The sequence below is a fragment of the Plantactinospora siamensis genome, assembly GCF_042434095.1.
In the GTDB taxonomy this organism is placed as follows: Bacteria; Actinomycetota; Actinomycetes; order Mycobacteriales; family Micromonosporaceae; genus KBS50.
Genome location: NZ_JBHLUE010000008.1, coordinates 133,008 through 155,577 on the forward strand (window position 1 = coordinate 133,008; position 22,570 = coordinate 155,577).

Consider the following 22,570-nt stretch of genomic DNA (forward strand, 5'->3'; position numbering starts at 1 on the left):
GGTCCGTTCATCCCTCCCATCCTGGTACAGGTGGCCGCCGGGCCGCGGCGCGGGCGGATGTCGCGCGTCGCACACCTGCGGAGGGTCGCGTCGCAGCCCGGGCGGGGGCAAGATGTTCCGAATACATCCATGGAGGTCGGGGCAGCGGCGCCCGGAAACATCGGGCGATCACCCGGCGCGCGCATTCCGGGAGAGCACATGTCCGACTTCAAGCCGGGTCTGGAGGGCGTGACCGCCTTCGAGACCGAGATCGCCGAGCCCGACAAGGAGGGCGGCGCGCTGCGCTACCGCGGCGTGGACATCGAGGATCTCATCGGGCAGGTCTCCTTCGGCAACGTCTGGGCGCTGCTGGTCGACGGCCGGTTTGGTCCCGGCCTGCCGCCCGCCGAGCCGTTCCCGGTGCCGGTCCACTCGGGTGACATCCGGGTCGACGTGCAGTCGGCGGTGGCCATGCTGGCGCCGTACTGGGGGCTGGACCAGCTCCTGGACATCTCGGACGAACAGGCCCGGGAGGACCTGGCCCGGGTGTCCGTGACGGCGCTCTCCTTCGTCGCGCAGTCCGCCCGCGGTCTCGGCCTGCCCGCCGTACCGCAGAAGGAGATCGACAAGGCGCAGACCATCGTCGAGCGGTTCATGAAGCGCTGGCGGGGCGAGCCCGACCCGCGGCACGTCAAAGCCGTCGACGCGTACTTCATCTCGGCCGCCGAACACGGCCTGAACGCCTCGACGTTCACCGCCCGGATCGTCGCCTCGACCGGCGCGGACGCCGCGGCCTGCATCTCCTCGGGGATCGGCGCCCTGTCCGGGCCGCTGCACGGCGGCGCGCCCTCCCGGGTGCTCGGCATGATCGAGGCCGTGGAGCGCAGCGGCGACGCCGACGGGTACGTCAAGGGCGTGCTCGACCGGGGTGAGCGGCTGATGGGCTTCGGGCACCGGGTCTACCGGGCTGAGGACCCGCGGGCCCGGGTGCTCCGGCGCACCGCCAAGGAGCTCGGCGCGCCGCGCTACGAGATCGCCGAGGCGCTGGAGAAGGCCGCCCTGGCCGAGCTCCAGGCGCGCCGTCCCGACCGGGTGCTGGCCACCAACGTCGAGTTCTGGTCGGCCGTGGTGCTCGACTTCGCCGAGGTGCCGGCGCACATGTTCACCTCGATGTTCACCTGTGCCCGGATGGGCGGCTGGAGCGCGCACGTGCTCGAGCAGAAGCGGCTCAAGCGGCTGGTCCGGCCGGCGGCCAAGTACGTCGGCGCGGCCCCGCGCAAGCCCAGCCAGGTCCCCGGCTGGGACGCCGTCCCGCACGGCGTCTGAGGTGTAAGGAAGGGCCCCTTCTTATCGTTTTCTGCATAGCAGGGGCCCCTTCTTAACGCCCGTCGCCCGTGACTGTGGCGGACGCCTCATCCGGCCGCGGGCGACCCACGCCCGGAGCGCGCGCCGCGGGTGCGAGGATGGGGGCACGGCAACGTCGCCGGTCCGCACCCGCCGTCGGTCGGGTGGGCGCCGCGCGCGACGCGGGCTCGCCGGACCTCGCGGTACGCCCCGCCGCGGGCCGCCGACCGGGTGGCCCCGTCCGGAAGGATCTCCGATCACCGTGGCTGACGTCCCCACCATCCGGATCCCCGATGACCTGAAGCCCGCCGACGGCCGGTTCGGTTGCGGCCCCTCCAAGGTCCGCCCGGCGGCCGTGGCAGCCCTCGCGGACGTGGCCACCAGCTACCTCGGGACGTCCCACCGGCAGAAGACGGTCCGCGACCAGGTGGCCCGGCTGCGACGTGGCCTGGCCGAGTTCTTCGACCTGCCCGACGGCTACGAGGTGGTGCTCGGCAATGGCGGCACCACGGCGTTCTGGGAGGTGGCGACGTTCGGGCTGATCCGCGAGCGGGCGCAGCTCGCCAGCTTCGGCGAGTTCGGCGGCAAGTTCGCCAAGTCGGTGGCGGACGCGCCGTTCCTGGCCGAGCCGAGCATCCGCAAGGCCGAGCCGGGGTCGGCGCCGGCGCTCACCGCCGAGGCCGGGATCGACACGTACGCCACGCCGCACAACGAGACCTCCACCGGGGTGGCCGTGCCGATCCGCCGGGTGCCGGGGGCCGCCGACGACTCGCTGCTGCTGGTCGACGCCACCTCGGGCGCGGGCGGGCTGGAGGTGGACATCCGGGAGACCGACGTCTACTACTTCGCCCCGCAGAAGTGTTTCGGCTCCGACGGCGGCCTGTGGATCGCGCTGATGTCGCCGGCCGCCCTCGACCGGGCCACCGAGATCAACGCCTCGCGCTACGTCCCGGCCTTCCTGGATCTGGTCACGGCCATCGACAACTCCCGCCTGGAGCAGACGTACAACACGCCCGCGCTGGCCACGATCTTCCTGGCCGCCGAGCAGACCGACTGGATGAACGGGCAGGGCGGCCTGGGCTGGGCGGCCAAGCGCACGGCCGAGAGCGCCGGCATCCTGTACGGCTGGGCCGAGCGGTCGGCCGTGGCCAGCCCGTTCGTGCTGGACCCGGCGCTGCGGTCGAACGTCGTGGCCACGATCGACTTCGTGGACGGGGTGGACGCCTCCGCCGTGGCCAAGGTGCTGCGGGCGAACGGGATCGTGGACACCGAGCCGTACCGCAAGCTCGGCCGCAACCAGCTGCGAGTGGCGCTGTTCCCGGCGGTGGAGCCGGCCGACGTGGAGGCGCTGACCCGGTGCATCGACCACGTCGTCGAGCGGCTCTGACCTCGGCCTTCCGCGGGTTGGCCGGCTGATCGCCAGGTCAGCGGGCCAACCCGGTCGGTGGGGTCCCGCCCGCCACGGGCGTCGGTGGGCGGTGCGCCGGATCCGCCGCGATGCTCGGCCAGCGGCGCCCGGCCACGCCCGGGGACGGCAACATGCGGGCGTGGCTCCCCCCATCGGTATCCTGACCGGCGTACCGTGTCGAGGAACGCCCGGCGCCACCGGGCGCGATGGCCAGCGAAGCGGGACGGAGGCAACGCGATGCGCCCAGTACGCTTCGTCGCCCTCTCCGAGGACGGCCAGGCCATGGTGCTCGCCGACGAGGTGGGCCGGCTGCTCGCGCTGCCCATCGACGAGCGGATCGCCACGGCGCTGCACAACGAGCCGGGTTCACCCCCGCTCGCCGTCGCACCGGCGGCCACCGACCTGCAGCCGTCGCTGTCGCCGCGGGACATCCAGGCCCGCATCCGGGCAGGCGAGTCCGCCGAGGACGTGGCTCGGATCGCGGGCGTCCCGGTGGACCGTGTGCTGCGGTACGCCGGCCCGGTGCTGCAGGAGCGGGCCATGCTCGCCCAGCACGCCCGCCGCACCCGGCTCAGGTCGGCGGAGAAGCCGACCCCGTTGGCCGAGGTGGTCGACGGCCGCCTAGCCCAGCACGGCATCGACACCGAGAAGATCTCCTGGGACGCGTACCGGCGGGACGACGGCACCTGGCGGATCGTCGCCACCTGGCCGTCCGGCAAGGCCATCGCGCAGGCCGTCTGGGATCTCGACAAGAGCCGGCAGACGGTGAGCCCGCACGACGACATGGCGCAATACCTGTGCGCCGAGCGACCGGCCCCGCTGCTCGGCCAGGAACCGGCGCCGGAGCGTGGCGGGCACGCCCTGCCCGGTCCGTCCCGGATGGACCGGTCGGAGCCCGGCCGGGGCGGGCACGGGTTGCCCGCTGCGGCCGATGCCGGACGGCCGGCCCGCGACCCGATCCGGGCCGGCCGGGACGCGCTGCTCGCCTCGCTCGACCGCCCGCTCGGATCCTCGGCCGGTCGCGGCCTCGACCCCGCCGCCATGGGCGGGGGCGACGGCCCGCGGCAGCGCCCGGTGGGCGGCGGGGCCGCCGCGCTGCTCGGCGGCGGCCAGGGTTCGGCCTTCGACGACGACGCCGACCTCCCCAAGGAGGTGCCCGCGGTGCCCTCGCTGGCGGTGCTGCGGCCGCGCCGCGCCGCCACCCAGCCCGGCGGGTCCGAGGCCGAGGGGACGGGGAAGCCTCGCAAGCGGCTGCCGAGCTGGGACGACGTGCTGTTCGGCGGCGGCCCGGCCGCCCGCGAGAGCTCCTGACCCACCCGCCGGCGCGCTGAGGCGAGTTGGTCGGCGCTCGAAGTGGGCGCGTGGCAGGGTGGGTTTCATGGAGTACACAAACCTCGGCCGCACGGGCCTGTCCGTGAGCCGGCTCTGCCTCGGCACCATGAACTTCGGCCCGCAGACCGACGAGTCCGACAGCTTCGCGATCATGGATCAGGCGCTGGACCGCGGCATCAACTTCTTCGACACGGCCAACGTGTACGGGTGGAAGACCGGTGAGGGCATCACCGAGCAGATCATCGGCCGGTGGTTCGCCCAGGGTGGCGGGCGCCGGGAGCGGGTGGTCCTGGCCACCAAGGTGTACGGCAAGATGGGCGACTGGCCCAACGAGCAGGGGCTGAGCGCCCGGCACATCATCCGGGCCTGCGAGGACTCGCTGCGCCGGTTGCAGACCGAAACCATCGACCTGTATCAGATGCACCACGTCTCCCGGAGCACGCCCTGGGAGGAGATCTGGCAGGCGATGGAGACGCTGGTCGCCCAGGGCAAGGTGGTCTACGTCGGCTCGTCGAACTTCGCCGGCTGGCACATCGGCCAGGCGCAGGCGGCGGCCGAGCGGCGCAACTTCTTCGGCCTGGTCTCGGAGCAGTGCATCTACAACCTCATGACCCGGCACGTGGAGCTGGAGGTCGTCCCGGCCGCCCAGCACTACGGGCTGGGCATCATCCCCTGGTCGCCGCTGCACGGGGGCCTGCTGGCCGGCATCCTGCGCAAGATCGAGCAGGGCACCGCGGGCCGCGGCGCCAGCGGGCGCGCCGCCGACGGGCTCGCCGAGCACCGGTCCACCATCGAGGAGTACGAGAAGTTCTGCGCGGAGCTGGGTCACGACCCGGCGGATGTCGGCCTGGGCTGGCTGCTCAGCCGGCCCGGGGTGACGGCGCCCATCGTCGGACCGCGGACCGCCGAGCAGCTCGACGCGTCGCTGCGCGCCCTCGATGTCCGGCTCGATGACGCGGCGCTGAGCCGGCTGGACGAGCTCTTCCCGCCGGTCGGCAACGGCGGACCCGGCCCAGAGGCCTGGGCCTGGTAGCTCCGCCCGTCCAGCGCCGTTCCGGGTAGGGATCGGTCTTCGGCCGCCCACCGTGACCGGGCCGGCGACGGCACCCAGCGCCGTCGACATGCCGCTGAGTCATGACCGTGACTCAGCGGCATGTTCTGTACGCAAGTGTTCGCCGCGACCCGGCCCGCCGTCGGGCTCGCCACCACCGGCCGGGCCACCATCGTCGGGACATCGCCGCCACCGGTCAGGTGCGGCCATTGCCGGTGACCCACGGGCTAGCTCCGGTATGCCACGGTCCGGGCGGTTTCACGAAAGCCGAGAGCCCGGTAGAGCCGCCCTGGGACCGGATAGCCCGCGTCGCCGCGGGGGCGGACGACGACCCGGGTGGCGCCGGCCGCCCGCATAGCGTGCAGGCAGGCGAGGCTGACGGCGGCGCCGAGACCGAGCCGTGCATGCCGAGGGTCGGTGCCCACCGGCTCCAGCAGGCCGACCCGATTGTCGGCATCGAGCCAGCCGAGCGCCGAGGCGGCGAGCGTGCCGTCCGCCGCCTCCACCACCTGGTCGAGATCCGTCCGATACGGCCAGGCCGCCATCACCGAGCCGTAGCTTTCGGTCGTCACCCGGGACTCGCCGTCGCCAAGGTCCTCCGGCGGCACCAGCAGGGTCCCGATCCGGGCGGGCCGCCAGGCCGCGCGGTGTACGGCCGCCCGCTCGGCCGCCTCGTCGGGACGTACCGGCCGGATCCGGTAGCCGGCGGGCGGCGCCGGAACCGGCAGGTCGGCGTCCAGCTCCTGTAGGTGATGGGCGAAGTGCGGCGCGTCCTCTTCCACGCCGTAGCCGGCCCGTTCCAGTGCCGCGCGCAGGTGGCCCTCGGTGGACAGCACCGTGACGGTCCGCTCGGCCGTGGGTGCCGTGGCGGCGAACCAGTCCAGCACCTCGCCGGCCAGCTCCGGCAGCCGGGGGTCGACGTGCAGGTCGAGCTGGCCCGGCAGCCGGAGCCACCCCCACCCGATCGCCTCGCCCGCGCCGTCCCGCCAGATCCTGGTACGCCATCCCGCCTCCCGTCCCGGCTGGTGATACCGCTGCCAGGCCAGGTCGCCCACGTGCCACCGACGATCGTTCGTCCAGCCCCGCTGAACCGCCCGTTGCATGGCGAGCAGCTCCGACGACTCCACGTGTTCCTCCCTCTGTTCGCCCGGCAATGCCGGGCCGCCACCGGCGCCTTCGTTCGCCCGCCGAGGCCCAAGCCGCCCCGGCTCCTTCCTTCGCCCGCCGAAACCCAAGGCGCCCGGCGCCTTCGTTCGCCTGCGAGACCGGGGCGCGCCCGGCGTCTCCGTTCGCCTGCCGAGGCCGGGGCCGCGCCCGGCACCGGCGGCGGCTGGGTGCGTTCAGCCCAGCGGCCAGCCGGCGAGCCGGTGGTGCTCGGGTCGCGGGCCCAGGTGACTGCGTACCAGGGCCATCTCGGTGGCCGGCCAGGCCGGACCGACGTACCCGACCAGCTCCGCCCGGTCGGCCGCCACGTCGGCGGCCGGAATCCGGTCTCCCGGCCGGGCCACCGTGAGGTGCGGCTTGAACGGGCGCCGGTCGTGCGGGAGCCGAGCCCGCCGCAGCTCACGCCGGATCGCGGCGCTCAGCTTGCGGACCCGTTCGACCTCACCGCCGAGGCCGACCCAGAGGATGGTGAACCGGCCGCGGCCGAACCGGCCGCCGCCGGCCAGCTCGAGCAGCGGCGGGCCGGCATCCGCGGCACGCCACGCCTCGGCGGCCCGCCCGAGCGCGGCCTGCGCCTCCGTAAGCCGGTCGTCCGCCACGTCGCCGAGAAACGCCAGGGTGACGTGGACGAGGTGCCGGTCCGGCAGCCGGACGTTGACCCCGCGTGCCGTGGCCGCGCCGATCCGCAGTCCCGCGATGCGGGCGTCCAGGTCGTCCAAGGCCGCGGCCGGCGGGTAGAGCGCCACGAACAGTCGCACGAGCCGTCCTGGTCAGCGCCGCGGATTGCGCTGCTCGACAACCGTCGGCAGCCGCAGCCCGGCGCCCTGCAGCTCGCCCTCGATGCGTACCCGCTCGATCTCGAGGTCGACGCCCTCCAGCCTGGACAGGTGCTCGGCGATCCCGAGCGCCCGGCTGGCCAGGCGGAGACGCTCGTCGTACGCCTGGTGGACCGCGTGCTGCCAGACCCTGGACCGACCGCCGACGGTGAGCCGTTGCCGGCCGAGCCGCCGCAGGTCCGCGGCGATCTCCTCGATGGTCGGCCGCTCGTTGTGGTCGAGGGCCGCGGAGTCGATGTCGGGGGTGCGCCGGCCCCGGGTCAGCGTCCGGTCGAGCCGGGCGATCGTCCGATGCTGCCGTCGCCGGTCCCGCCAGTCCCCGAAGCCACACACCGCGCGGTCGATGATTTCGTCCGCGCAGACGACCGCCGCCACCGCGACAGGGAGGCATGCGACACCGAGAAGTGCCAGCGCCAGCACCAACCCATCGGCCACGATATCGACGCTAGGCCCTGTTAGCGGACGCTGCCACGGAAATTCGGATACCAGCGCCGTTCCGTTACCCGGCGTGGTGTGTCGAGGGGCTTCACTGGGTCGCCGCCTCCAACGCCAGGCGGAAGTCGCGGATGGCCGTCGCGTCCCCGTCGATCCGGACCAGCTCGTCGCCCGCCCGCCGCCACAGCCACCGCAGCAGCTCGTCCGGTGTCCCACGCACCGACGCATCCGGCGCCGGCGAGCCGGCCCCGATCGCCACGCCGGGGTCCGCGGCGGTGACGGTCACCGCGGTGGGGCCGAGCCGCACCAGCCAATCGCGCCGGTCGGTGCCGACCAGCAGCAGCCGTTCGGTCGCCGGCAGCCGGCCGGCGAAGTCCTCCGGTGAACTGTCCACGGCGTACGCCAGGAAGGCGACCAGCAGCTCGTCGATCCCGTCGATCGCCAGGTCGGCGGGCACCTCAGGGCTCGGCACCCCGGCCGCGAGCTCGGCGTCGATGCGATGGATCACCGTCTCCTGGGCCATCCGGCGCACCCAGAAACCGACCGTCTGATCCGGCTCGTACCAGGTCCAGCTGGGCTCGGCGTCCGGCCGGGCCGCGAACTCGGCCGCCAGCTCGCGGTAGGCCCGGTCGAGCAGGGGCACCGGCGCCGGCTCGCGATCCGCGGGAGGCCACTCCCGAGGCCGACCGTCCCGCATGCTCACCGCCTTGTGCAGGTAGACCAGGGCCACGTGCTCGCCCAGGTCGGCGAGTGTCCAGTCCGGACAGCTTGGCACCGGGGCGGCGAGGTCGCCGCTGGCCAGGTCGCGCAGCCGTCGCTCGTCGGCGGCCAGGCACTCCAGATAACGGGCTCGATCCATGCCGCAAGGAGAACACCCGGGTACGACATCCGGCGGTCAGGCGTTAAGAAGGGCCCCTTGCTATACCAAAAGCGATAACAAGGGGCCCTTCCTTCGGGTCAGTCGGTCGGGCGGGGGACCACGTAGAAGCGGGGCAGCGGGAGCATGCGCAGGCGGATCCGGGCGCCGCTGTGCCGGAGCTGCCAGGTCAGCGCCACGATGGCGGCGGCCATCGACAGCAGCCCGCCGATCCAGATGCTGGCGCCCGCGCCCAGGTGCTCGGCCGTCCAGCCGATCACCGGCGCGCCCACCGGGTTGGTGCCGAGAAAGACGAGCACCCACAGCGCCATCACCCGACCGCGGAAGGCCGCGTCGACGCCCAGCTGGACCCGCTGGTTAGCGGCCTGGGCGAAGAAGACCATGGAGAACCCGGTCGGCAGCAGCAGGAGCACCACCAGCCAGTACGAGGGCGCCAGCCCGACCAGCGTGCCGAACGCCGAGGTGGCCAGGGCGGCGGCCAGCACCACCCAGATCGACGGCCGGGCCCGGCGACCACTGCCGGCGAAGGCGCCGCCCAGCGCGCCCACCGCGAGCGCCGTGGTGAACAGCCCGAACGTGGCGGCCGAGGTGTGAAAGACCGTCTTGGCCAGCGCCGCGAGGGTGAGCTGGAAGTTGAACAGGGTCATGCCGATCACGCCCATCAGCGCCATCGGCAGCACGATGTCCGATCGCTTGGCGACGTACCGCAGCCCGTCGATCACCCGGGCGGGCTGGCGGTCCTCGCGGTCCGGCAGCGCCTCCCGGTGCAGCTCCGAGCCGCGCATCTGAAGCACGAACACCAGCGGGGCGATGGAGCTGACCGCCGAGATCAGGAACACCGGTCCCACGTCGAAGGCGGCGATGGCCAGGCCGGCCACGGCCGGTCCGAGGATCCGGGCCGAGTTGAAGGTGGCCGCGTTCAGCGCGAGGGCGTTCGGCAGCAGCGGGGTGCCGACCAGTTCGGAGACGAAGGACTGCCGGACCGGCGTTTCCACCGCGTTGGCCACCCCGAGCAGGGCCGCGAAGACGAAGACGTGCCAGAGCTGCACCAGGCCGGTGAAGACCAGCAGGCTCATGCCCCCGGCCAGCACCGTCCAGAAGGCGTTGGCGGCCAGCAACAGCGCCCGCTTGTCGTACCGGTCGGCCAGTCGCCCGGAGAAGAGGGTGAGCAGCAGCACCGGGGTGAACTGGCAGGCCGTGACGATGCCCAGCGCGGTGGGCGCGGCCAGCCGCAGCACCAGCCAGTCCTGGGCGACGAACATCATCCAGGTGCCGATGAGCTTGATCAGCTGGCCGCTGGCAAACAGCCGGTAGTTACGGACGTGCAGGGACTGGAACGTCTTGCTGAGCTGAGCCCGCACTCGGGGTGCGCCTCCTTCGGGTCGTACGCGTCATCCACGGCGGACGAAGCGGACCCGCGGGGCGCCGGTCAGGCGCGGGCCACCTTCTGGATGATCTCCGCGGCCTGGGCCAGGGTGTCCTGCTCGGCGTCGGTCAGCTCGGCGAGCCGCTCCGCCAACCAGGTGTTGCGTGCCCGCTCGAACCGCGCGAAAACCTCCCGCCCGGCATCCGTCGCGGTGAGCAGGACCTGCCGGCCGTCGGTCGGATGCGGCGAACGCCGCACGAGGCCCTGCTCCTCGAGCTTGGCCACGGTCCTGGTCATCGTCGGCGGTTGAACCCGTTCGGCGTCGGCGAGCTCACGGGGAGTCAGCGCGCCTGCCAGCTCGATGCTGGTCAGGGCGGAGAGCTGAGTCATCGTCAGATCGCCGACCGGCCGGGTCTGCCGTACCCGGCGGTTGAGGCGGGTGATCGCATCGCGCAGCCGTGGTGCCAGCTGCGCCGGTGGAACGCCCACCGCCATCACCGTCCGCTCCGTCACATCGTTAGCTTATCTAATGAGCTTGGCTAACGACCACCGATATGACCACGATCACCCGAGGACCGGCCTGGTCAGTCGGCCGGGGGCCCCGATCGGACCGCGCAGAAAGTAGACCACGGACAGCGCCCCCGCCCCGCCCACGTATCCTGACCGGGTGCCCGCCGAGCCCCCCGAGCAGCCCGAAGTGGTCGACCCGCCGATGGTTCCGTTCGCGATCGGCGGGATGGTGATCTGGGCGCTGGCCGGGCTGGTGCTGCTGCTCTTCTGCCGCGGCTGGCTGGCCGCGCACGGCCATGAGAACTGGTTGTGGACCTGCCTGGCGGGCTTCCTGATCGGCCTGCCAGGCCTGGCGGTCATGCGGCGCTACGACGCCCACCGGGCGCGACGCCGCGCCGACCCGGACCCGCAGCCCCGCTGAACCGACCGCCGGCACCCGACTCGGGCCGGGCAGGTGGTGGGTCAGCTGTGGCCGTACTGCTCCGCGGGCTCGCCCGCCTCGACCGAGCCGGCCGCGCGGCTGACCGCGACGGCCTCCACCGCGCTGTCGTCGTAAACGGTCGGGAGCTCGTCGACGGGCGTCTCGGCGGACTCGGTCAGGGTCTCCGAGTGCGCTCCGCAGCCGTGGTCCGCGGAGACCGCCCGCCCGTCGTCCGGCGCGTAGAAGTTCCCGCACACCCCGAACGCCTGGCGCAGCGAGCCGGCCAGCGGGAGGTAGAACCCGCACGTGCCACAGCGGGCGGCTCGCGGCGCGGCCGCGGAGATCGGCGCTTCCGGCCCGTGGTCCCCGTCGTACCACCGCTGGGCCGTGTCGATCCGACCCTCCCGGGACATCACCCGGGACCGGCCGAGGCCGAGCTCCCAAGCGGTCTCCTCGACGGCCGGGTCGTCCGAGAGCAGGTATCCGGGCACCAGCCGCTCGTCGTCGGCGGGCGCCGGAAGCAGGTCGCCGACGCCCAGGTCCCCGGGCTGAAGCCGCTCATGCCAGGGCAGCCAGCCCGGCGCGAGCATCGCGTCCGGGCCCGGCAGCAGGACGGTTTCGCAGATCGTGACGGTACGGCTGCGCGGCACCCGGGTGACCGTCACGGCCCAGCGCCAGCCCCGGTAGCCGGCCATCCGGCACTCGAAGAAGTGTGTGACGAGCCGCTCGCCCTCGGCCACCGCCGCAAGGTGCTCACCGACGTCCGCCGGGTCGACCTCGGCGAGCCCGTCCCGCGCCACGTCGACGGCGGCGGCACACACCTGGTCGAGGCGGGGGGCGCGGGTGGTGGAAGGCCTGCTCACCGTTTCATTGTTCCCTATCCCTCCGGGCGACCGTCACGCACTCCCCGGGTAAGCGCGCCGCCGGGGGCCACGATCGGCGAGGATGGAGGCATGCCGCTCTTTTCCCGCGCTGCCCGGCCCCGCCGGTCCTTTGCCGGCTACACCGCCGGTAAGACGGTCCGGGGCGTCCGGCTGCTGCTGCGGGGCGGATTCCGGAGCGGCCGCTGGGTCGGCCGGGGAGTGGGCCGGGCGCGCTTCCGCGGCGCCGGCGGCGAGGTCGGGATGACCCGGATGTTCGACCTGCACGCCGCCTCCTGCGCCGGTGACACGTTGATCGCCATCGGGCTCGCCGGCACGATCTTCTTCAACGTCCCGCTCGGCGAGGCGCGTACCCGGGTCGGGCTCTACCTGATCGTCACGATGGTGCCATTCGCGCTGCTGGCCCCGGTGGTCGGCCCGCTGCTGGACCACTTCCGGCACGGCCGCCGGTACGCGATGGCCGCGACCATGCTGGGACGGGCCTTCCTGGCGTGGCTCATCTCCGACCACATCCACGGCATCGGGCTCTATCCCGCCGCCTTCGGCGTGCTGGCCCTGTCCCGCGCGTACGGGGTGGCGCGGTCCGCCGCGGTGCCCCGGCTGCTGCCGGCCGGGCTCGGCCTGTCCCAGGTCGGCGCGCGGGCCAGCGTGTACGGGACGGTGGCCGGCGCCGTTGTGGCGCCGCTGGGCCTGGCGGCCTTCTGGTTCGGTCCGCAGTGGCCGCTGCGGGTCTCCTCGGTGATCTTCCTGGTGGGCATGGTGATCGCGCTGCGGCTGCCGGCCCGGGCCGACTCCGACCCACCGGAGACCACGGGCGGGCTCGGCCTCTGGCGCCGGGACGGCGGGCGGGTGCTCTCCGGCGCCCTCGTCACCACCGCCCTGCTGGGCAGCGCGACGCTTCGCGCCGGGTACGGATTCCTGCTGCTCTTCCTCGCCTTCGCGATCCGGGCCGGCGACCTCGACACCGACGTGCTCGGCCGGCACGTCGGCGCGCAGGGCGCGCTCGGGGTGATCGGTGCGGCCCTGGCCACCGGCACGTTCCTGGCCACCGCGGCCGGCACGCGGCTGCGGATCCGCCGCCCGGTCGTGCTGCAGATCACCGGCCTGGTCCTGGTGGCCGCGCTGGCGGCGCTGGCCGCGGTGCGCTTCTCGCTGCCGACGGTGGCCATGCTCTGCCTGATCGCGGCCGTGGTGAGCGGCATCGCCAAGCTGGCCGTCGACGCGACCATCCAGGAACGGATCCCGGAACGCCTGCGAGCCAGCGGGTTCGCGCACTCGGAAACGGTGCACATGCTGGCCTTCGTCCTCGGCGGCGCGGTGGGCCTCGTCCCGCTGCCCGGGCGGCTCGGAATCGGCCTGGCCGCCGTGCTGGCCGCCGCCGCGGCCGCGGCCACCACGGTCGGCGGCCGTGGGTCCCGGGGCGACCGGTTGAGCGGCCGAGCCAGCGAGGAACGGCCCGTCCCGGAACCGGCCCCCGGTCCGTCGCCGGTGCCGCCCGGGCCGGATCCCGTGCCGCCGGCGCCACCCCGGCCGGGGCCGCCACCCCGGACGGCATCCCGCCCGGGCCCAACGCCGCAGGCCGGACCCGTACCGCAGGCCGGCCCGACGCCGCAGGCCGGACCCGTACCGCAGGCCGGACCCGTACCGCAGGCCGGCCCGACGCCACTGGCTGGCCCGACCGTCCGGTCGGATCCGGCGGACCCGGATGCCCGGCCGGCGCCGGACGGCGGTCCGGACGAGGCGCCGACAGCGCCGCCCGGCTACCACATCTACCGGCCGTCCTCGGTGGCCGGAAACGGGTACCAGCAGGGCGCGGAGGGGCGGTCCGGATGACCGTACGGATCCTGGTGGCCACGGCCGTCGAGCCGGAGGCCGCGGCCGTCCGGGCGGGCCTCGCGGGCGGCGGCGTCGAGGTGGCCGCCGTCGGTGTGGGTCCGGCCGCGGCCGCCGCCGGTACGGCACGCCTGCTGGCCACGGCCGAGGCAGCCGGTACGCCGTACGGCGCGGTGTTGAGCGCCGGCGTCGGCGGCGCGTTTCCCGGCCGGGCCGCCGTGGGCGGGCTCGTGCTGGCCACCCGCAGCGTCGCGGCGGACCTGGGCGCCGAATCCCCGGCGGGTTTCCTCCCGCTCGACCAGCTCGGCTTCGGCGACCCGGTCGGCCGGGTGGATCCGGCCCTGCTCGCCGGGCTGCGCGCCGCGCTGCCCACCGCGGTGACCGGCGCGGTGCTGACGCTCAGCACGGTGACCGGGACCGAGACCACGGCGCAGGCGCTGGCCACCCGGTTCCCGGACGCCGCCGCCGAGGCCATGGAGGGGTACGGGGTGGCGACCGCGGCCGGCCAGGCCGGCCTGCCCTTCGCGGAGCTGCGGACGATCTCCAACCTGATCGGGCCGCGGGACCGGTCCGCCTGGCGGCTCGACGCAGCCCTCGCGGCCCTCACCGCCGCCGCCCCGGCGCTCATCACCGGCACCCTGGCCCTCGCCACCGCCCGGCCCTGACCAGAGCAAGCCCCCTCGGTCCCTCGCGCCCGGCCCATCCCGCCGTCGATCTTGCACTTTGGGCCCCCCTTTCGCGGCCTTCGCCGGAAATGCACGGGCCACAAGTGCAAGATCGCCGGGGCGGGTGCGGTCGGGCGGAGGGGGATACGGTGGGGGCGTGGCGCTTTCGCTGGCTTTCTCGCCCTGCCCCAACGACACGTTCGTGTTCCATGCCCTGGTGCACGGGCTCGTGCCCGGCGCACCGCCGGTGGACGTGACATACGCCGACGTCGACGTGACGAACACGGCGGCTGAGCGGGGCGCGTTCGACCTGGTCAAGGTGAGTTACGCGGCGCTGCCCTGGCTGCTCGACGACTACCACCTGCTGCCCTGCGGCGGGGCGCTCGGGCGCGGCTGCGGCCCCCTGGTGCTCACCCGCGGCGACCGGACCGACCTCACCGGGGCCACGGTGGCCGTACCCGGCGACCGGACGACGGCGTACCTGCTGTTCCGGCTCTGGTCGGCGGGCCGGCCACCGGCCCGGATCGAGATCGTCCCGTTCCACGAGATCATGCCCGGCGTGGCGGCCGGCCGCTACGACGCCGGGCTGGTGATCCACGAGGCGCGATTCACCTACCCCCGGCACGGGCTCACCGCGCTGGTCGACCTGGGCGAGTGGTGGGAGGGCGACACCGGCCTGCCGATCCCGCTCGGCGCCATCCTGGCCCGCCGCGGCGCCGTCGACCCGACCGAGGCCGCCGGGTGGATCCGCGAGTCCGTCCGGCGGGCCTGGGCCGATCCGGCCGCGAGCCGGGAGTACGTCCTCGCGCACGCCCAGGAGATGGAACCGGACGTGGTACGGCGACACATCGAGCTCTATGTGAACGAATTCACGGCCGATCTGGGCGACGCCGGCCGGGCCGCGGTGGACGCCCTGCTCGGGCGCGCCGCGGCCGCCGGCCTGGTCCCGCAGCGGGGGCTGGAGCGGGCCTAGACCTCCAGCTCGCGCGCCACCGCGTGGACCAGCTGAGCGACCTTCTGCGCGGTCCGGCGGTCCGGGAAACGCCCCCGGCGCAGATCGGGCTGCACCTTCGCCTCCAGCACCTTGATCATGTCCTCGACCAGGCCGTGCAGCTCCTCGGCCGGTCGGCGGCGCAGCTCGGCCACCGACGGCGGGGCGTCGAGCAGCTTCACCCCGAGCGCCTGGGATCCGCGCCGGCTGTCCACGACGCCGAACTCGATCCGCTGACCGCCCTTGAGCTCGCTCACTCCCGCGGGCAGCGCACCCTTGGGCAGGAACACGTCGCCGCCCTCGTCGCTGGTGACGAACCCGTATCCCTTGGCCGCGTCGTACCACTTCACTCGACCGGTCGGCACCTGTTATCCCCTGCTTCGCTCGAACCGCTGATTGCCAGAAGAGACTGTCGGGAAGCCACGCGGCTTCCCGACATCTCCAGGCTAACCGGCCCGGCCCTTCGACCGCCGCTGGGAATCCGGCGACATGCCCGGCGGCGCCCCGCCCTTTCCCGCCCGGCCGGACCCGCCCATCCCGTTTTGCGGCACCGGCCCCTCCCACCCGGCGACGGTCCCGTCCCGCCTCGGATCCAGCCACCCGGTCCGGAGGCCGGCGTCCGAGAGGCGGGAACCCGGCCCGGCCGGCTAGCGTGGAACGACGATGAGCACCTCATTCGCCGACCGTTTGCGGTCCGTCCCGGACGACGCGCTGGCCACACTCCTGCAGCTGCGTCCGGACCTTGTCGTGCCGGTGCCGGCCGACCTGTCCGCGCTGGCGCTGCGGGCGCAGTCCCGGGTGTCGGTGGCCCGCGCCCTGGACGGGCTGGACCGGTTCATGCTGCAGATCCTCGACGCGGCCCGGCTGACCCGGGATCCGGAGACCGGGCTCACCTCGGCCGCTGCCGTACTGTCGCTGGCCCTCACCCCGCCCGCCGCCGTCGATCGGGCGGCCGTCCGGGCGGCGCTGGACCGGCTGCGCGACCTGTTCCTCCTGTACGGGCCGGAGGACGAGCTGGCCGTGGCCGACGCCGTGGACGAGGTCTGCCCGCCGTACCCGGCCGGGCTGGGCCGGCCGGCGGCGGAGCTGGGACCGCAGGCGGCCGAGCTGTGCGCCGAGCCGGCGCGGCTGCGCCGCGCGGTGCTGGCCGCGCCGCCCGCGGCCCGCAAGATCCTCGACCGGCTCGCGGCCGGACCACCGATCGGCACCCTGCCGGCCGAGTCGCTGCGCACCGCCGCTCCGGGCGGCCGGACCGGCGACGCCGCGGCCCGCCCGGCGGCCGGCGGCGGGTCGCTCGAGCCCGGTCCGGGCGACCCGGGCGGCAACGGTGGCACGCCGCCCGGCGCGGGCGGCAGCGCGGCGTCCGGCGGCGACGCGGCGTCCGGCGGCGATGCCGGGGCGGCCTCCCACGGTGGCCCGGGCGCGGCGCCCGGCGACGGCGGGGGTGCGGTGCGCTGGCTGGTGGAGCACGGCCTGCTCGTGCCGGTGCCCGACCCCGGCACGTCCCCCGGGGACACGGCGGTGGAGCTGCCCCGCGAGGTCGGTCTGCTGCTGCGCCGGGACACCGGCCCGCTGGGACCGCTCCGGGCCACCCCGCCGGAACCCGCGGCGGCCCCCCGCGAGCCGAAAGCGGTGGACTCGGCCGGCGCCGGACAGACCATGGAGGCCGTCCGGTACGTCGAGGCCCTGCTGACGGCGCTCGGCGCCGAGCCGGCCCCGGTGCTGCGCGCCGGCGGGATCGGCGTCCGGGAGCTGCGCCGGCTGGCCCGGGCCACCGGGCTGGACGAGGCGGTGGCGGCCCTGCTGCTGGAGGTGGCCACCGCGGCCGGGCTGGCCGGCGAGGCCGACCTGCCCGGCGCGACCACCACCAGGGCGGGCGCGGACCAGCAGATCCTGCCCACCCCGTTCTATGAGACCTGGCGGGCCGAACCGCTGGCGCACCGCTGGGAGATCCTGGCCCGGGCCTGGCTGACGATGACCCGCCAGCCCGGGATGGTGGGCCAGCGTGACGACCGGGACCGGCCGATCACCCCGCTGTCCGGCGAGGTCGAGCGGGCCGGCGCGCCGGCCGCCCGGCGGGTGGTGCTGGGAGTGCTGGCCGAGCTGGCCCCCGGGGCGGCGCCGGACGAGGACGAGGCGCTGGAACTCGTCGCCTGGCGGATGCCGCGGCGCAGCCGCGGCCGGGAGCGGGCGTACCGGGAGGTGCTGGCCGAGGCGGCCAACCTGGGCGTCACCGGCCTCGGCGCGCTCACCTCGTACGGCCGGCTGCTGCTCGCCGACCCCGCGGAGGAGCGCCGGGCCGCGGACGACGACCCGCTGGGCGTACGGGCCGCCTCGACCGCGCTGCCCGGCTACACCTCCCCGGCCGTACGCGCCCTCGACGCCCTGCTGCCGTCCCCGGTCGACCACTTCCTGGTGCAGGCCGACCTCAGCGTGGTGGTGCCCGGCCCGCCGGAGCCGGCGCTGGCCGCCGAGCTGGACACGGTGGCCGAGCCGGAGTCGGCCGGCGGCGCGAGCGTGCACCGGGTCACCGCCGGCAGCCTGCGCCGCGCCCTCGACGCCGGATACGCCGCCGAGGACCTGCACGGGCTGTTCCGCCGCCGGTCCCGCACCCCGGTGCCGCAGACCCTCACGTACCTGATCGACGACGTGGCCCGCAAACACGGCGGCCTCCGGGTCGGCGCGGCAGGCGCGTATCTGCGCAGCGACGACGAGGCGCTGCTGGCCGAGGCGTTGGCCGACCGCCGGCTGGCCGTGCTGTCGCTGCGCCGGTTGGCCCCGACGGTGCTGGTGAGCCCGTACCAGGTGGCGCGGCTGCTGACCGCGTTGCGCGACGCCGGCTACGCCCCGGTGCCGGAGGACGCCACCGGCGCCGCGGTGCTGACCCGGCCGAGGCCGAGCCGGGCCCCGGTGCGGGCGCTGATGGCGGCCCGGGCGCCCGATCCGCTGGCCGCGCCGAAGCTGAGCCGGCCCCGGGTGCTCGGGGTCATCGAGCAGATGCGCCGCGGCGAGGCGGCGGCCCGGGCTGCCCGACGGGCGCCCGATCCGGTCCGCACCGGCAACGGGGCACGACCGGCCGCCCGGCACACCCACAGCCAGGCGCTCGCCGTGCTGCAGCAGGCGGTCCGGGACAAGTCGCTGGTCTGGGTCGGGTACGTCGACGCGCACGGCGGCACCACGTCCCGGCTGGTCCGGCCGGTCTCCATCGGGGCCGGCTACCTGCGGGCCGAGGACGAACGGACCGACATGCTGCACACGTTCGCGCTGCACCGGATCACCGCGGCCGTCCTCGACTGAGCGGCGCCGCGGCCCGGGACACCGCGCGAACCCGCACTCGGGAGCACCGCGGGGCCGTCAGCGGCGGCTCTGCCGCAGCGTGCCCACGATCGAGAAGAGCAGCAGCAGCGCGAAGCCGGCGCCGGCCGACTCGCCGACCGAGTCGATGAAGCCCTGCCGCAGCACCAGCCAGCCCCAGAGGAACCAGCCCAACAGCAGGACGCCGAGCAGGAGGTAGCCGGCGATCATGGCCGGGGACACGTCCGCGGCCCCCGGCCCGGCGGGCGCCTCCGCCGGCGGCTCCCCCGCCCGGACGTCGCCGCGCCCGGGACCCGGGTCGGGCGGTGGGCCGTCCTCCGCGTACGGCGACAACAACGGGCCCTGCCGTCCGTCCTTCATCCGCGCCTCCCGACCGTACGGCGTCCGGATCCCAGCCTGCCACCTCCGCCGGCCGCCCGGCAGCCGCCGCTCCCCGGAACCACCCCGGAAAACGCGCTCCGGGAACCCCCGGATGCAAGGAAGGGCCCCTTGTTATCGCTTTCTGTATAGGAAGGGTCCCCTCCTAACGCCCTCCGGGTCGGCTGCCCGGCGCGGCTCAGGTGCCGGGCCGGCGGCCGAACAGCCGGACGTGGGTCCCCACCGAGCCCAGCTCCCACATCCGCCGGGCGTCCTCGGGCAGCAGGTTCACGCAGCCGTGCGAGCCGATCGACATGTCGTGCAGGTACGTGGTGGTCTCGTGGAAGCCCATCCCGCCATAGAAGTGCTGCCACAGCGGCATCCACACCTCGTACGGGGTAGACCACTCGCGGGGGTTGCGATAGTCGATGGTGTATGAACCGGACACGGTGGCGTAGCCCGGCTTCCCGGTGCGGGTGACGGTCGGGCCGAGCAGCACGTGGCCGTCCCGCACCACCCACACGGTCTGGTGGGTGAGGTCGACGCAGAAGGTGGTGCCCTTGCCGGCCCGGCAGCTCGCCAGGTTGGTCCGGGCCAGCCGGCCGGCCACGTCCGCCGTGGTGGGGCCGGCTCGGCCGGCGGCCGGGCTGATCCCGTACCGGCGCTGGAACCGCTTGATGGCCGCGCAGTCGGCGGCCGACTGCCGCCCGTCCACCTCGACCGGGCCGAAGCCGCCCAGCCGGGCCAGGTACGTCTCCACCTCGCGTTGCTGTTCGCCCTGGGTGCAGCCGGCCGGCAGCCGCGACGGCGTGGTCGAACCGGCGGATCCGGCCGAACCGGTCGAACCGGTCGGGCCGGCGGAACCGGCGGGGGACGGCGATCCGGCCCGGTCGGGTCCCTGCGACGAAGGTCGCCGGGAACCGGCCGGGGCGGTACCACCGGGCTGGATCGGGCCGGGCGAACCGCTCGCCCCCGTTGTGCCGCTCGCAGCGTTCACCGGCGCGGGCCCACCCGCGCGGTGCTCCTGCGGCCCGAACGTGCACGCTCCGGCACCGACCAGCGTGACCACCGCCACCGCCGTCAGACGGATCGCGAGAACTATTCGATTCATCGAGCCTCCCCCAGGCAGTGGTCACCAGCTAGACGCCAGGAGCCATCGATCCGTTGCGTCGGCTCTTCGACCGTGTCCGTCCCGTTATCGCGTGCAACACTGGAGGGTCTGTCCGAGCGAACCCTGCCCGAGAGGAACGATGGCGTGACCGGTGGCCCCTTGATCGTGCAGTCGGACAAGACCCTGCTGCTGGAGGTCGATCACCCCGACGCAACCGCCTGCCGGATGGCCATCGCGCCATTCGCCGAGCTGGAGCGCTCGCCCGAGCACGTGCACACCTACCGGCTCACCCCGCTGGGGTTGTGGAACGCGCGCGCGGCCGGCCACGACGCCGAGGGCGTGGTGGATGCCCTGATCAAATACAGCCGCTACCCGGTGCCGCACGCGCTGCTGGTCGACGTGGCCGAGACGATGGACCGGTACGGCCGGCTCCAGCTGATGAACCACCCGAGCCACGGCCTGGTGCTGCGGGCGCTGGACCGGATGGTGCTCATCGAGGTGGCCAAGAGCAAGAAGCTCGCCGGGATGCTCGGCGCCAAGGTCGACGAGGACACCATCGCGGTGCACCCGTCCGAGCGGGGCCGGCTCAAGCAGGGGCTGCTCAAGCTGGGCTGGCCGGCCGAGGACCTGGCCGGGTACGTGGACGGCGAGGCGCACCCGATCGAGCTGGCGCAGGACGGCAAGGACGTGCCGGCCGACAAGACCCACCCGGCCCGCCACCAGGCGGCGTGGACCCTTCGGTCCTACCAGCGGGAGGCCGTGCAGCAGTTCTGGGCCGGCGGCTCGGGCGTGGTGGTGCTGCCGTGCGGCGCCGGCAAGACGCTGGTCGGCGCGGCCGCGATGGCCGAGGCGAAGGCCACCACGCTGATCCTGGTCACCAACACGGTGGCCGGCCGGCAGTGGAAGCGCGAGCTGATCGCCCGGACGTCGCTGACCGAGGAGGAGATCGGGGAATACTCCGGCGAGCGCAAGGAGATCCGCCCGGTCACCATCGCCACGTACCAGGTGCTCACCGCGCGGCGCGGCGGCGCGTTCACCCACCTGGACCTGTTCGGCGCCCGCGACTGGGGCCTGGTCATCTATGACGAGGTGCACCTGCTGCCCGCGCCGATCTTCCGGTTCACCGCGGACCTCCAGGCCCGCCGCCGGCTCGGCCTGACCGCCACGCTGGTCCGGGAGGACGGCCGGGAGGGCGACGTCTTCTCGCTGATCGGCCCCAAGCGGTACGACGCGCCGTGGAAGGACATCGAGTCGCAGGGCTGGATCGCGCCGGCCGACTGCACCGAGGTGCGCGTCACGCTCACCGACGCCGAGCGGATGGCGTACGCCACGGCCGAGCCGGAGGAGCGCTACCGGATGGCGGCCACCGCCCGGACCAAGCTGCCGGTGGTACGCGCCCTGGTGGCCCGGCACCCGGACGATCAGGTGCTGGTGATCGGCGGCTACATCGACCAACTGCACGAGCTGGGCGAATATCTCGACGCCCCGATCGTGCAGGGATCGACCACCAACAAGGAGCGCGAGCGGCTGTTCGACGCGTTCCGGGCCGGGGAGATCCGCACGCTGGTCATCTCGAAGGTGGGCAACTTCTCCATCGACCTGCCCGAGGCGGCCGTGGCCATCCAGGTCTCCGGCACGTTCGGCTCCCGGCAGGAGGAGGCGCAGCGGCTGGGTCGGGTGCTGCGACCCAAGGCGGACCGGCGGCAGGCGCACTTCTACACGGTGGTCTCCCGGGACACGATCGACACCGAGTACGCCGCGCACCGGCAGCGGTTCCTGGCCGAGCAGGGGTACGCGTACACGATCGTCGACGCCGACGACGTACTCGGCCCGAAGCTGCCCACGGTGGACTGAGGAGACTGGAGATACTACCTACCGCCGTCGCCCTTCCAGCACCGCGTCAACTGGTTGCCCTCCTCAAGGCGTAGCCCGCACAAGGGAACCTTCGATCATCCCGACCTGACGGCGCTCGGCCCCCGCCTACTCCTTAATCCTGCCGTTGGGTCAATATCTCTGCGGCTTCGGCGATGGCATCGTCTACGGACGAGGCCCTGCGTGATTCCGGTGCCCAAGAGGCACCGATCGAATAAGAAGACCCGGCTTCTAGAGCGATCCAGGCCTCCCCAGCCGACCGGTCGGACGGATCGATCGCGAGCCTCAGCAGGGTCAGGTGGGTCACGCTAGGAAAAAGCTTCCCGAGTGTTAGGTGGCGATGCGCTGTCACCAGCAAAGGGCGCAAGTCGTCGAGATCGCCGTCGCCTATCAACTCCTGCCACCGGACGGCGGTGGGGTTGCCTTCCTCAAAGGCCTGAGCCAGGCGGGTGTAGCCCATGAACGGGAATGCGCTCTTCAGCGCTTGCAGCGAGGCGCCCCGGCGCCATGCCTCCACCGTACGGGCTGCGTCCAGCAGTACCGGTGTACCTCCCGTCGCCCATCCATGCCCCTTGCCTTCAATTTTGATCAGGAATAACCGCTCCTCAGCGGCCAGGGAAATTCCGATTCCTCCCCGTGAAGAGGTGAACCACGCCACGACCAGCCCCGCGTCACCCTCGGGTGCCGTCACCTCTCCAAGATCGATCCCGCGCTCTTGTGAGGCCATCTCCAATGCCGCCTTCAGGCTTCCCGCTTCAGCCAGGTCGCGATACAACTCACGGCTCGCCAGATCGCTAAACTCAATCATCTCCCGCTCTCCAG

At 74.0% G+C, this 22,570-nt stretch carries 21 protein-coding genes; 10 read left to right on the top strand and 11 right to left on the bottom strand.

The window, feature by feature from the left end; all coding sequences use genetic code 11:
- The first annotated feature begins 198 nt into the window (after positions 1-198).
- The 4 genes from ACFFHU_RS11530 to ACFFHU_RS11545 all read left to right on the top strand — a co-directional run bounded on the left by ACFFHU_RS11530 (position 199) and on the right by ACFFHU_RS11545 (position 5,096).
- Positions 199-1,305, top strand: coding sequence for a citrate synthase 2 (locus ACFFHU_RS11530; RefSeq protein ID WP_377338017.1), 1,107 nt, complete (start codon positions 199-201; stop codon positions 1,303-1,305).
- A gap of 280 nt (positions 1,306-1,585) precedes the next feature.
- Positions 1,586-2,710 (top strand): phosphoserine transaminase, encoded by a 1,125-nt coding sequence (gene serC, locus ACFFHU_RS11535; RefSeq protein ID WP_377338019.1) that lies wholly within the window; start codon positions 1,586-1,588, stop codon positions 2,708-2,710.
- Positions 2,711-2,968: 258 nt separating this feature from the next.
- Complete coding sequence (gene sepH / locus ACFFHU_RS11540) at positions 2,969-4,042, top strand: septation protein SepH (RefSeq protein WP_377338021.1); 1,074 nt, start codon at positions 2,969-2,971, stop codon at positions 4,040-4,042.
- A gap of 67 nt (positions 4,043-4,109) precedes the next feature.
- The gene (locus ACFFHU_RS11545) at positions 4,110-5,096 is read left to right on the top strand and encodes an aldo/keto reductase (RefSeq protein WP_377338023.1); all 987 of its coding nucleotides are present in this window, start codon (positions 4,110-4,112) and stop codon (positions 5,094-5,096) included.
- A 245-nt stretch (positions 5,097-5,341) separates the two neighbouring features.
- Here ACFFHU_RS11545 and ACFFHU_RS11550 read toward each other — a convergent pair whose 3' ends face one another.
- The 6 genes from ACFFHU_RS11550 to ACFFHU_RS11575 all read right to left on the bottom strand — a co-directional run bounded on the left by ACFFHU_RS11550 (position 5,342) and on the right by ACFFHU_RS11575 (position 10,305).
- Positions 5,342-6,241, bottom strand: a complete 900-nt coding sequence (locus ACFFHU_RS11550; RefSeq protein WP_377338025.1) for a GNAT family N-acetyltransferase — start codon at positions 6,239-6,241, stop codon at positions 5,342-5,344.
- Between the two features lie 213 nt (positions 6,242-6,454).
- A complete protein-coding gene (gene thpR / locus ACFFHU_RS11555; protein WP_377338027.1) occupies positions 6,455-7,036 on the bottom strand; it encodes an RNA 2',3'-cyclic phosphodiesterase in 582 nt (193 codons plus the stop codon).
- A gap of 12 nt (positions 7,037-7,048) precedes the next feature.
- Positions 7,049-7,549, bottom strand: a complete 501-nt coding sequence (locus ACFFHU_RS11560; protein WP_377338029.1) for a hypothetical protein — start codon at positions 7,547-7,549, stop codon at positions 7,049-7,051.
- Positions 7,550-7,640: 91 nt separating this feature from the next.
- Positions 7,641-8,408, bottom strand: coding sequence for a maleylpyruvate isomerase family mycothiol-dependent enzyme (locus ACFFHU_RS11565; protein WP_377338031.1), 768 nt, complete (start codon positions 8,406-8,408; stop codon positions 7,641-7,643).
- A gap of 98 nt (positions 8,409-8,506) precedes the next feature.
- Positions 8,507-9,787 (bottom strand): MFS transporter, encoded by a 1,281-nt coding sequence (locus tag ACFFHU_RS11570; RefSeq protein WP_377338033.1) that lies wholly within the window; start codon positions 9,785-9,787, stop codon positions 8,507-8,509.
- Positions 9,788-9,855: 68 nt separating this feature from the next.
- Entirely contained in the window at positions 9,856-10,305 is a 450-nt protein-coding gene (locus ACFFHU_RS11575) for a MarR family transcriptional regulator (protein WP_377338035.1), read from the bottom strand.
- 154 nt (positions 10,306-10,459) lie between these two features.
- Here ACFFHU_RS11575 and ACFFHU_RS11580 point away from each other — a divergent pair, with 154 nt between their 5' ends.
- Positions 10,460-10,723 carry a DUF2530 domain-containing protein gene (locus ACFFHU_RS11580; protein ID WP_377338037.1) on the top strand — a complete coding sequence of 88 codons (264 nt, stop codon included), beginning with the start codon at positions 10,460-10,462 and terminating at the stop codon, positions 10,721-10,723.
- A gap of 41 nt (positions 10,724-10,764) precedes the next feature.
- Here the strand turns inward: ACFFHU_RS11580 and ACFFHU_RS11585 are convergent, their stop codons facing one another.
- Positions 10,765-11,604, bottom strand: coding sequence for a DUF3027 domain-containing protein (locus tag ACFFHU_RS11585; protein ID WP_377338259.1), 840 nt, complete (start codon positions 11,602-11,604; stop codon positions 10,765-10,767).
- Positions 11,605-11,676: 72 nt separating this feature from the next.
- Between ACFFHU_RS11585 and ACFFHU_RS11590 the strand changes: the two genes are divergently transcribed.
- The 3 genes from ACFFHU_RS11590 (at position 11,677) to ACFFHU_RS11600 (ending at position 15,075) form a co-directional block, all read left to right on the top strand.
- A complete protein-coding gene (locus tag ACFFHU_RS11590) occupies positions 11,677-13,437 on the top strand; it encodes an MFS transporter (RefSeq protein WP_377338039.1) in 1,761 nt (586 codons plus the stop codon).
- Positions 13,434-14,102 (top strand): futalosine hydrolase, encoded by a 669-nt coding sequence (locus ACFFHU_RS11595; protein ID WP_377338041.1) that lies wholly within the window; start codon positions 13,434-13,436, stop codon positions 14,100-14,102. Before ACFFHU_RS11590 ends, ACFFHU_RS11595 begins: the two co-directional genes overlap by 4 nt.
- 157 nt (positions 14,103-14,259) lie before the next feature.
- Positions 14,260-15,075: a 1,4-dihydroxy-6-naphtoate synthase gene (locus ACFFHU_RS11600; RefSeq protein WP_377338043.1), complete on the top strand. Its 816-nt coding sequence runs from the start codon at positions 14,260-14,262 to the stop codon at positions 15,073-15,075.
- Here ACFFHU_RS11600 and ACFFHU_RS11605 read toward each other — a convergent pair.
- A complete protein-coding gene (locus tag ACFFHU_RS11605) occupies positions 15,072-15,458 on the bottom strand; it encodes a cold-shock protein (protein ID WP_377338044.1) in 387 nt (128 codons plus the stop codon). The two genes, ACFFHU_RS11600 and ACFFHU_RS11605, sit on opposite strands and share 4 nt — an antisense overlap.
- Before the next feature lie 298 nt (positions 15,459-15,756).
- Here ACFFHU_RS11605 and ACFFHU_RS11610 point away from each other — a divergent pair, with 298 nt between their 5' ends.
- Positions 15,757-18,390, top strand: a complete 2,634-nt coding sequence (locus tag ACFFHU_RS11610; protein ID WP_377338046.1) for a helicase-associated domain-containing protein — start codon at positions 15,757-15,759, stop codon at positions 18,388-18,390.
- Between the two features lie 57 nt (positions 18,391-18,447).
- Here ACFFHU_RS11610 and ACFFHU_RS11615 read toward each other — a convergent pair whose 3' ends face one another.
- The gene (locus ACFFHU_RS11615) at positions 18,448-18,768 is read right to left on the bottom strand and encodes a hypothetical protein (RefSeq protein ID WP_377338278.1); all 321 of its coding nucleotides are present in this window, start codon (positions 18,766-18,768) and stop codon (positions 18,448-18,450) included.
- Between the two features lie 196 nt (positions 18,769-18,964).
- The gene (locus ACFFHU_RS11620) at positions 18,965-19,876 is read right to left on the bottom strand and encodes a L,D-transpeptidase family protein (protein WP_377338048.1); all 912 of its coding nucleotides are present in this window, start codon (positions 19,874-19,876) and stop codon (positions 18,965-18,967) included.
- A 144-nt stretch (positions 19,877-20,020) separates the two neighbouring features.
- Between ACFFHU_RS11620 and ACFFHU_RS11625 the strand changes: the two genes are divergently transcribed.
- Positions 20,021-21,730: a DNA repair helicase XPB gene (locus tag ACFFHU_RS11625; RefSeq protein WP_377338050.1), complete on the top strand. Its 1,710-nt coding sequence runs from the start codon at positions 20,021-20,023 to the stop codon at positions 21,728-21,730.
- Between the two features lie 133 nt (positions 21,731-21,863).
- Here the strand turns inward: ACFFHU_RS11625 and ACFFHU_RS11630 are convergent, their stop codons facing one another.
- The gene (locus tag ACFFHU_RS11630) at positions 21,864-22,556 is read right to left on the bottom strand and encodes a hypothetical protein (protein ID WP_377338052.1); all 693 of its coding nucleotides are present in this window, start codon (positions 22,554-22,556) and stop codon (positions 21,864-21,866) included.
- Between the last annotated feature and the right edge of the window lie 14 nt (positions 22,557-22,570).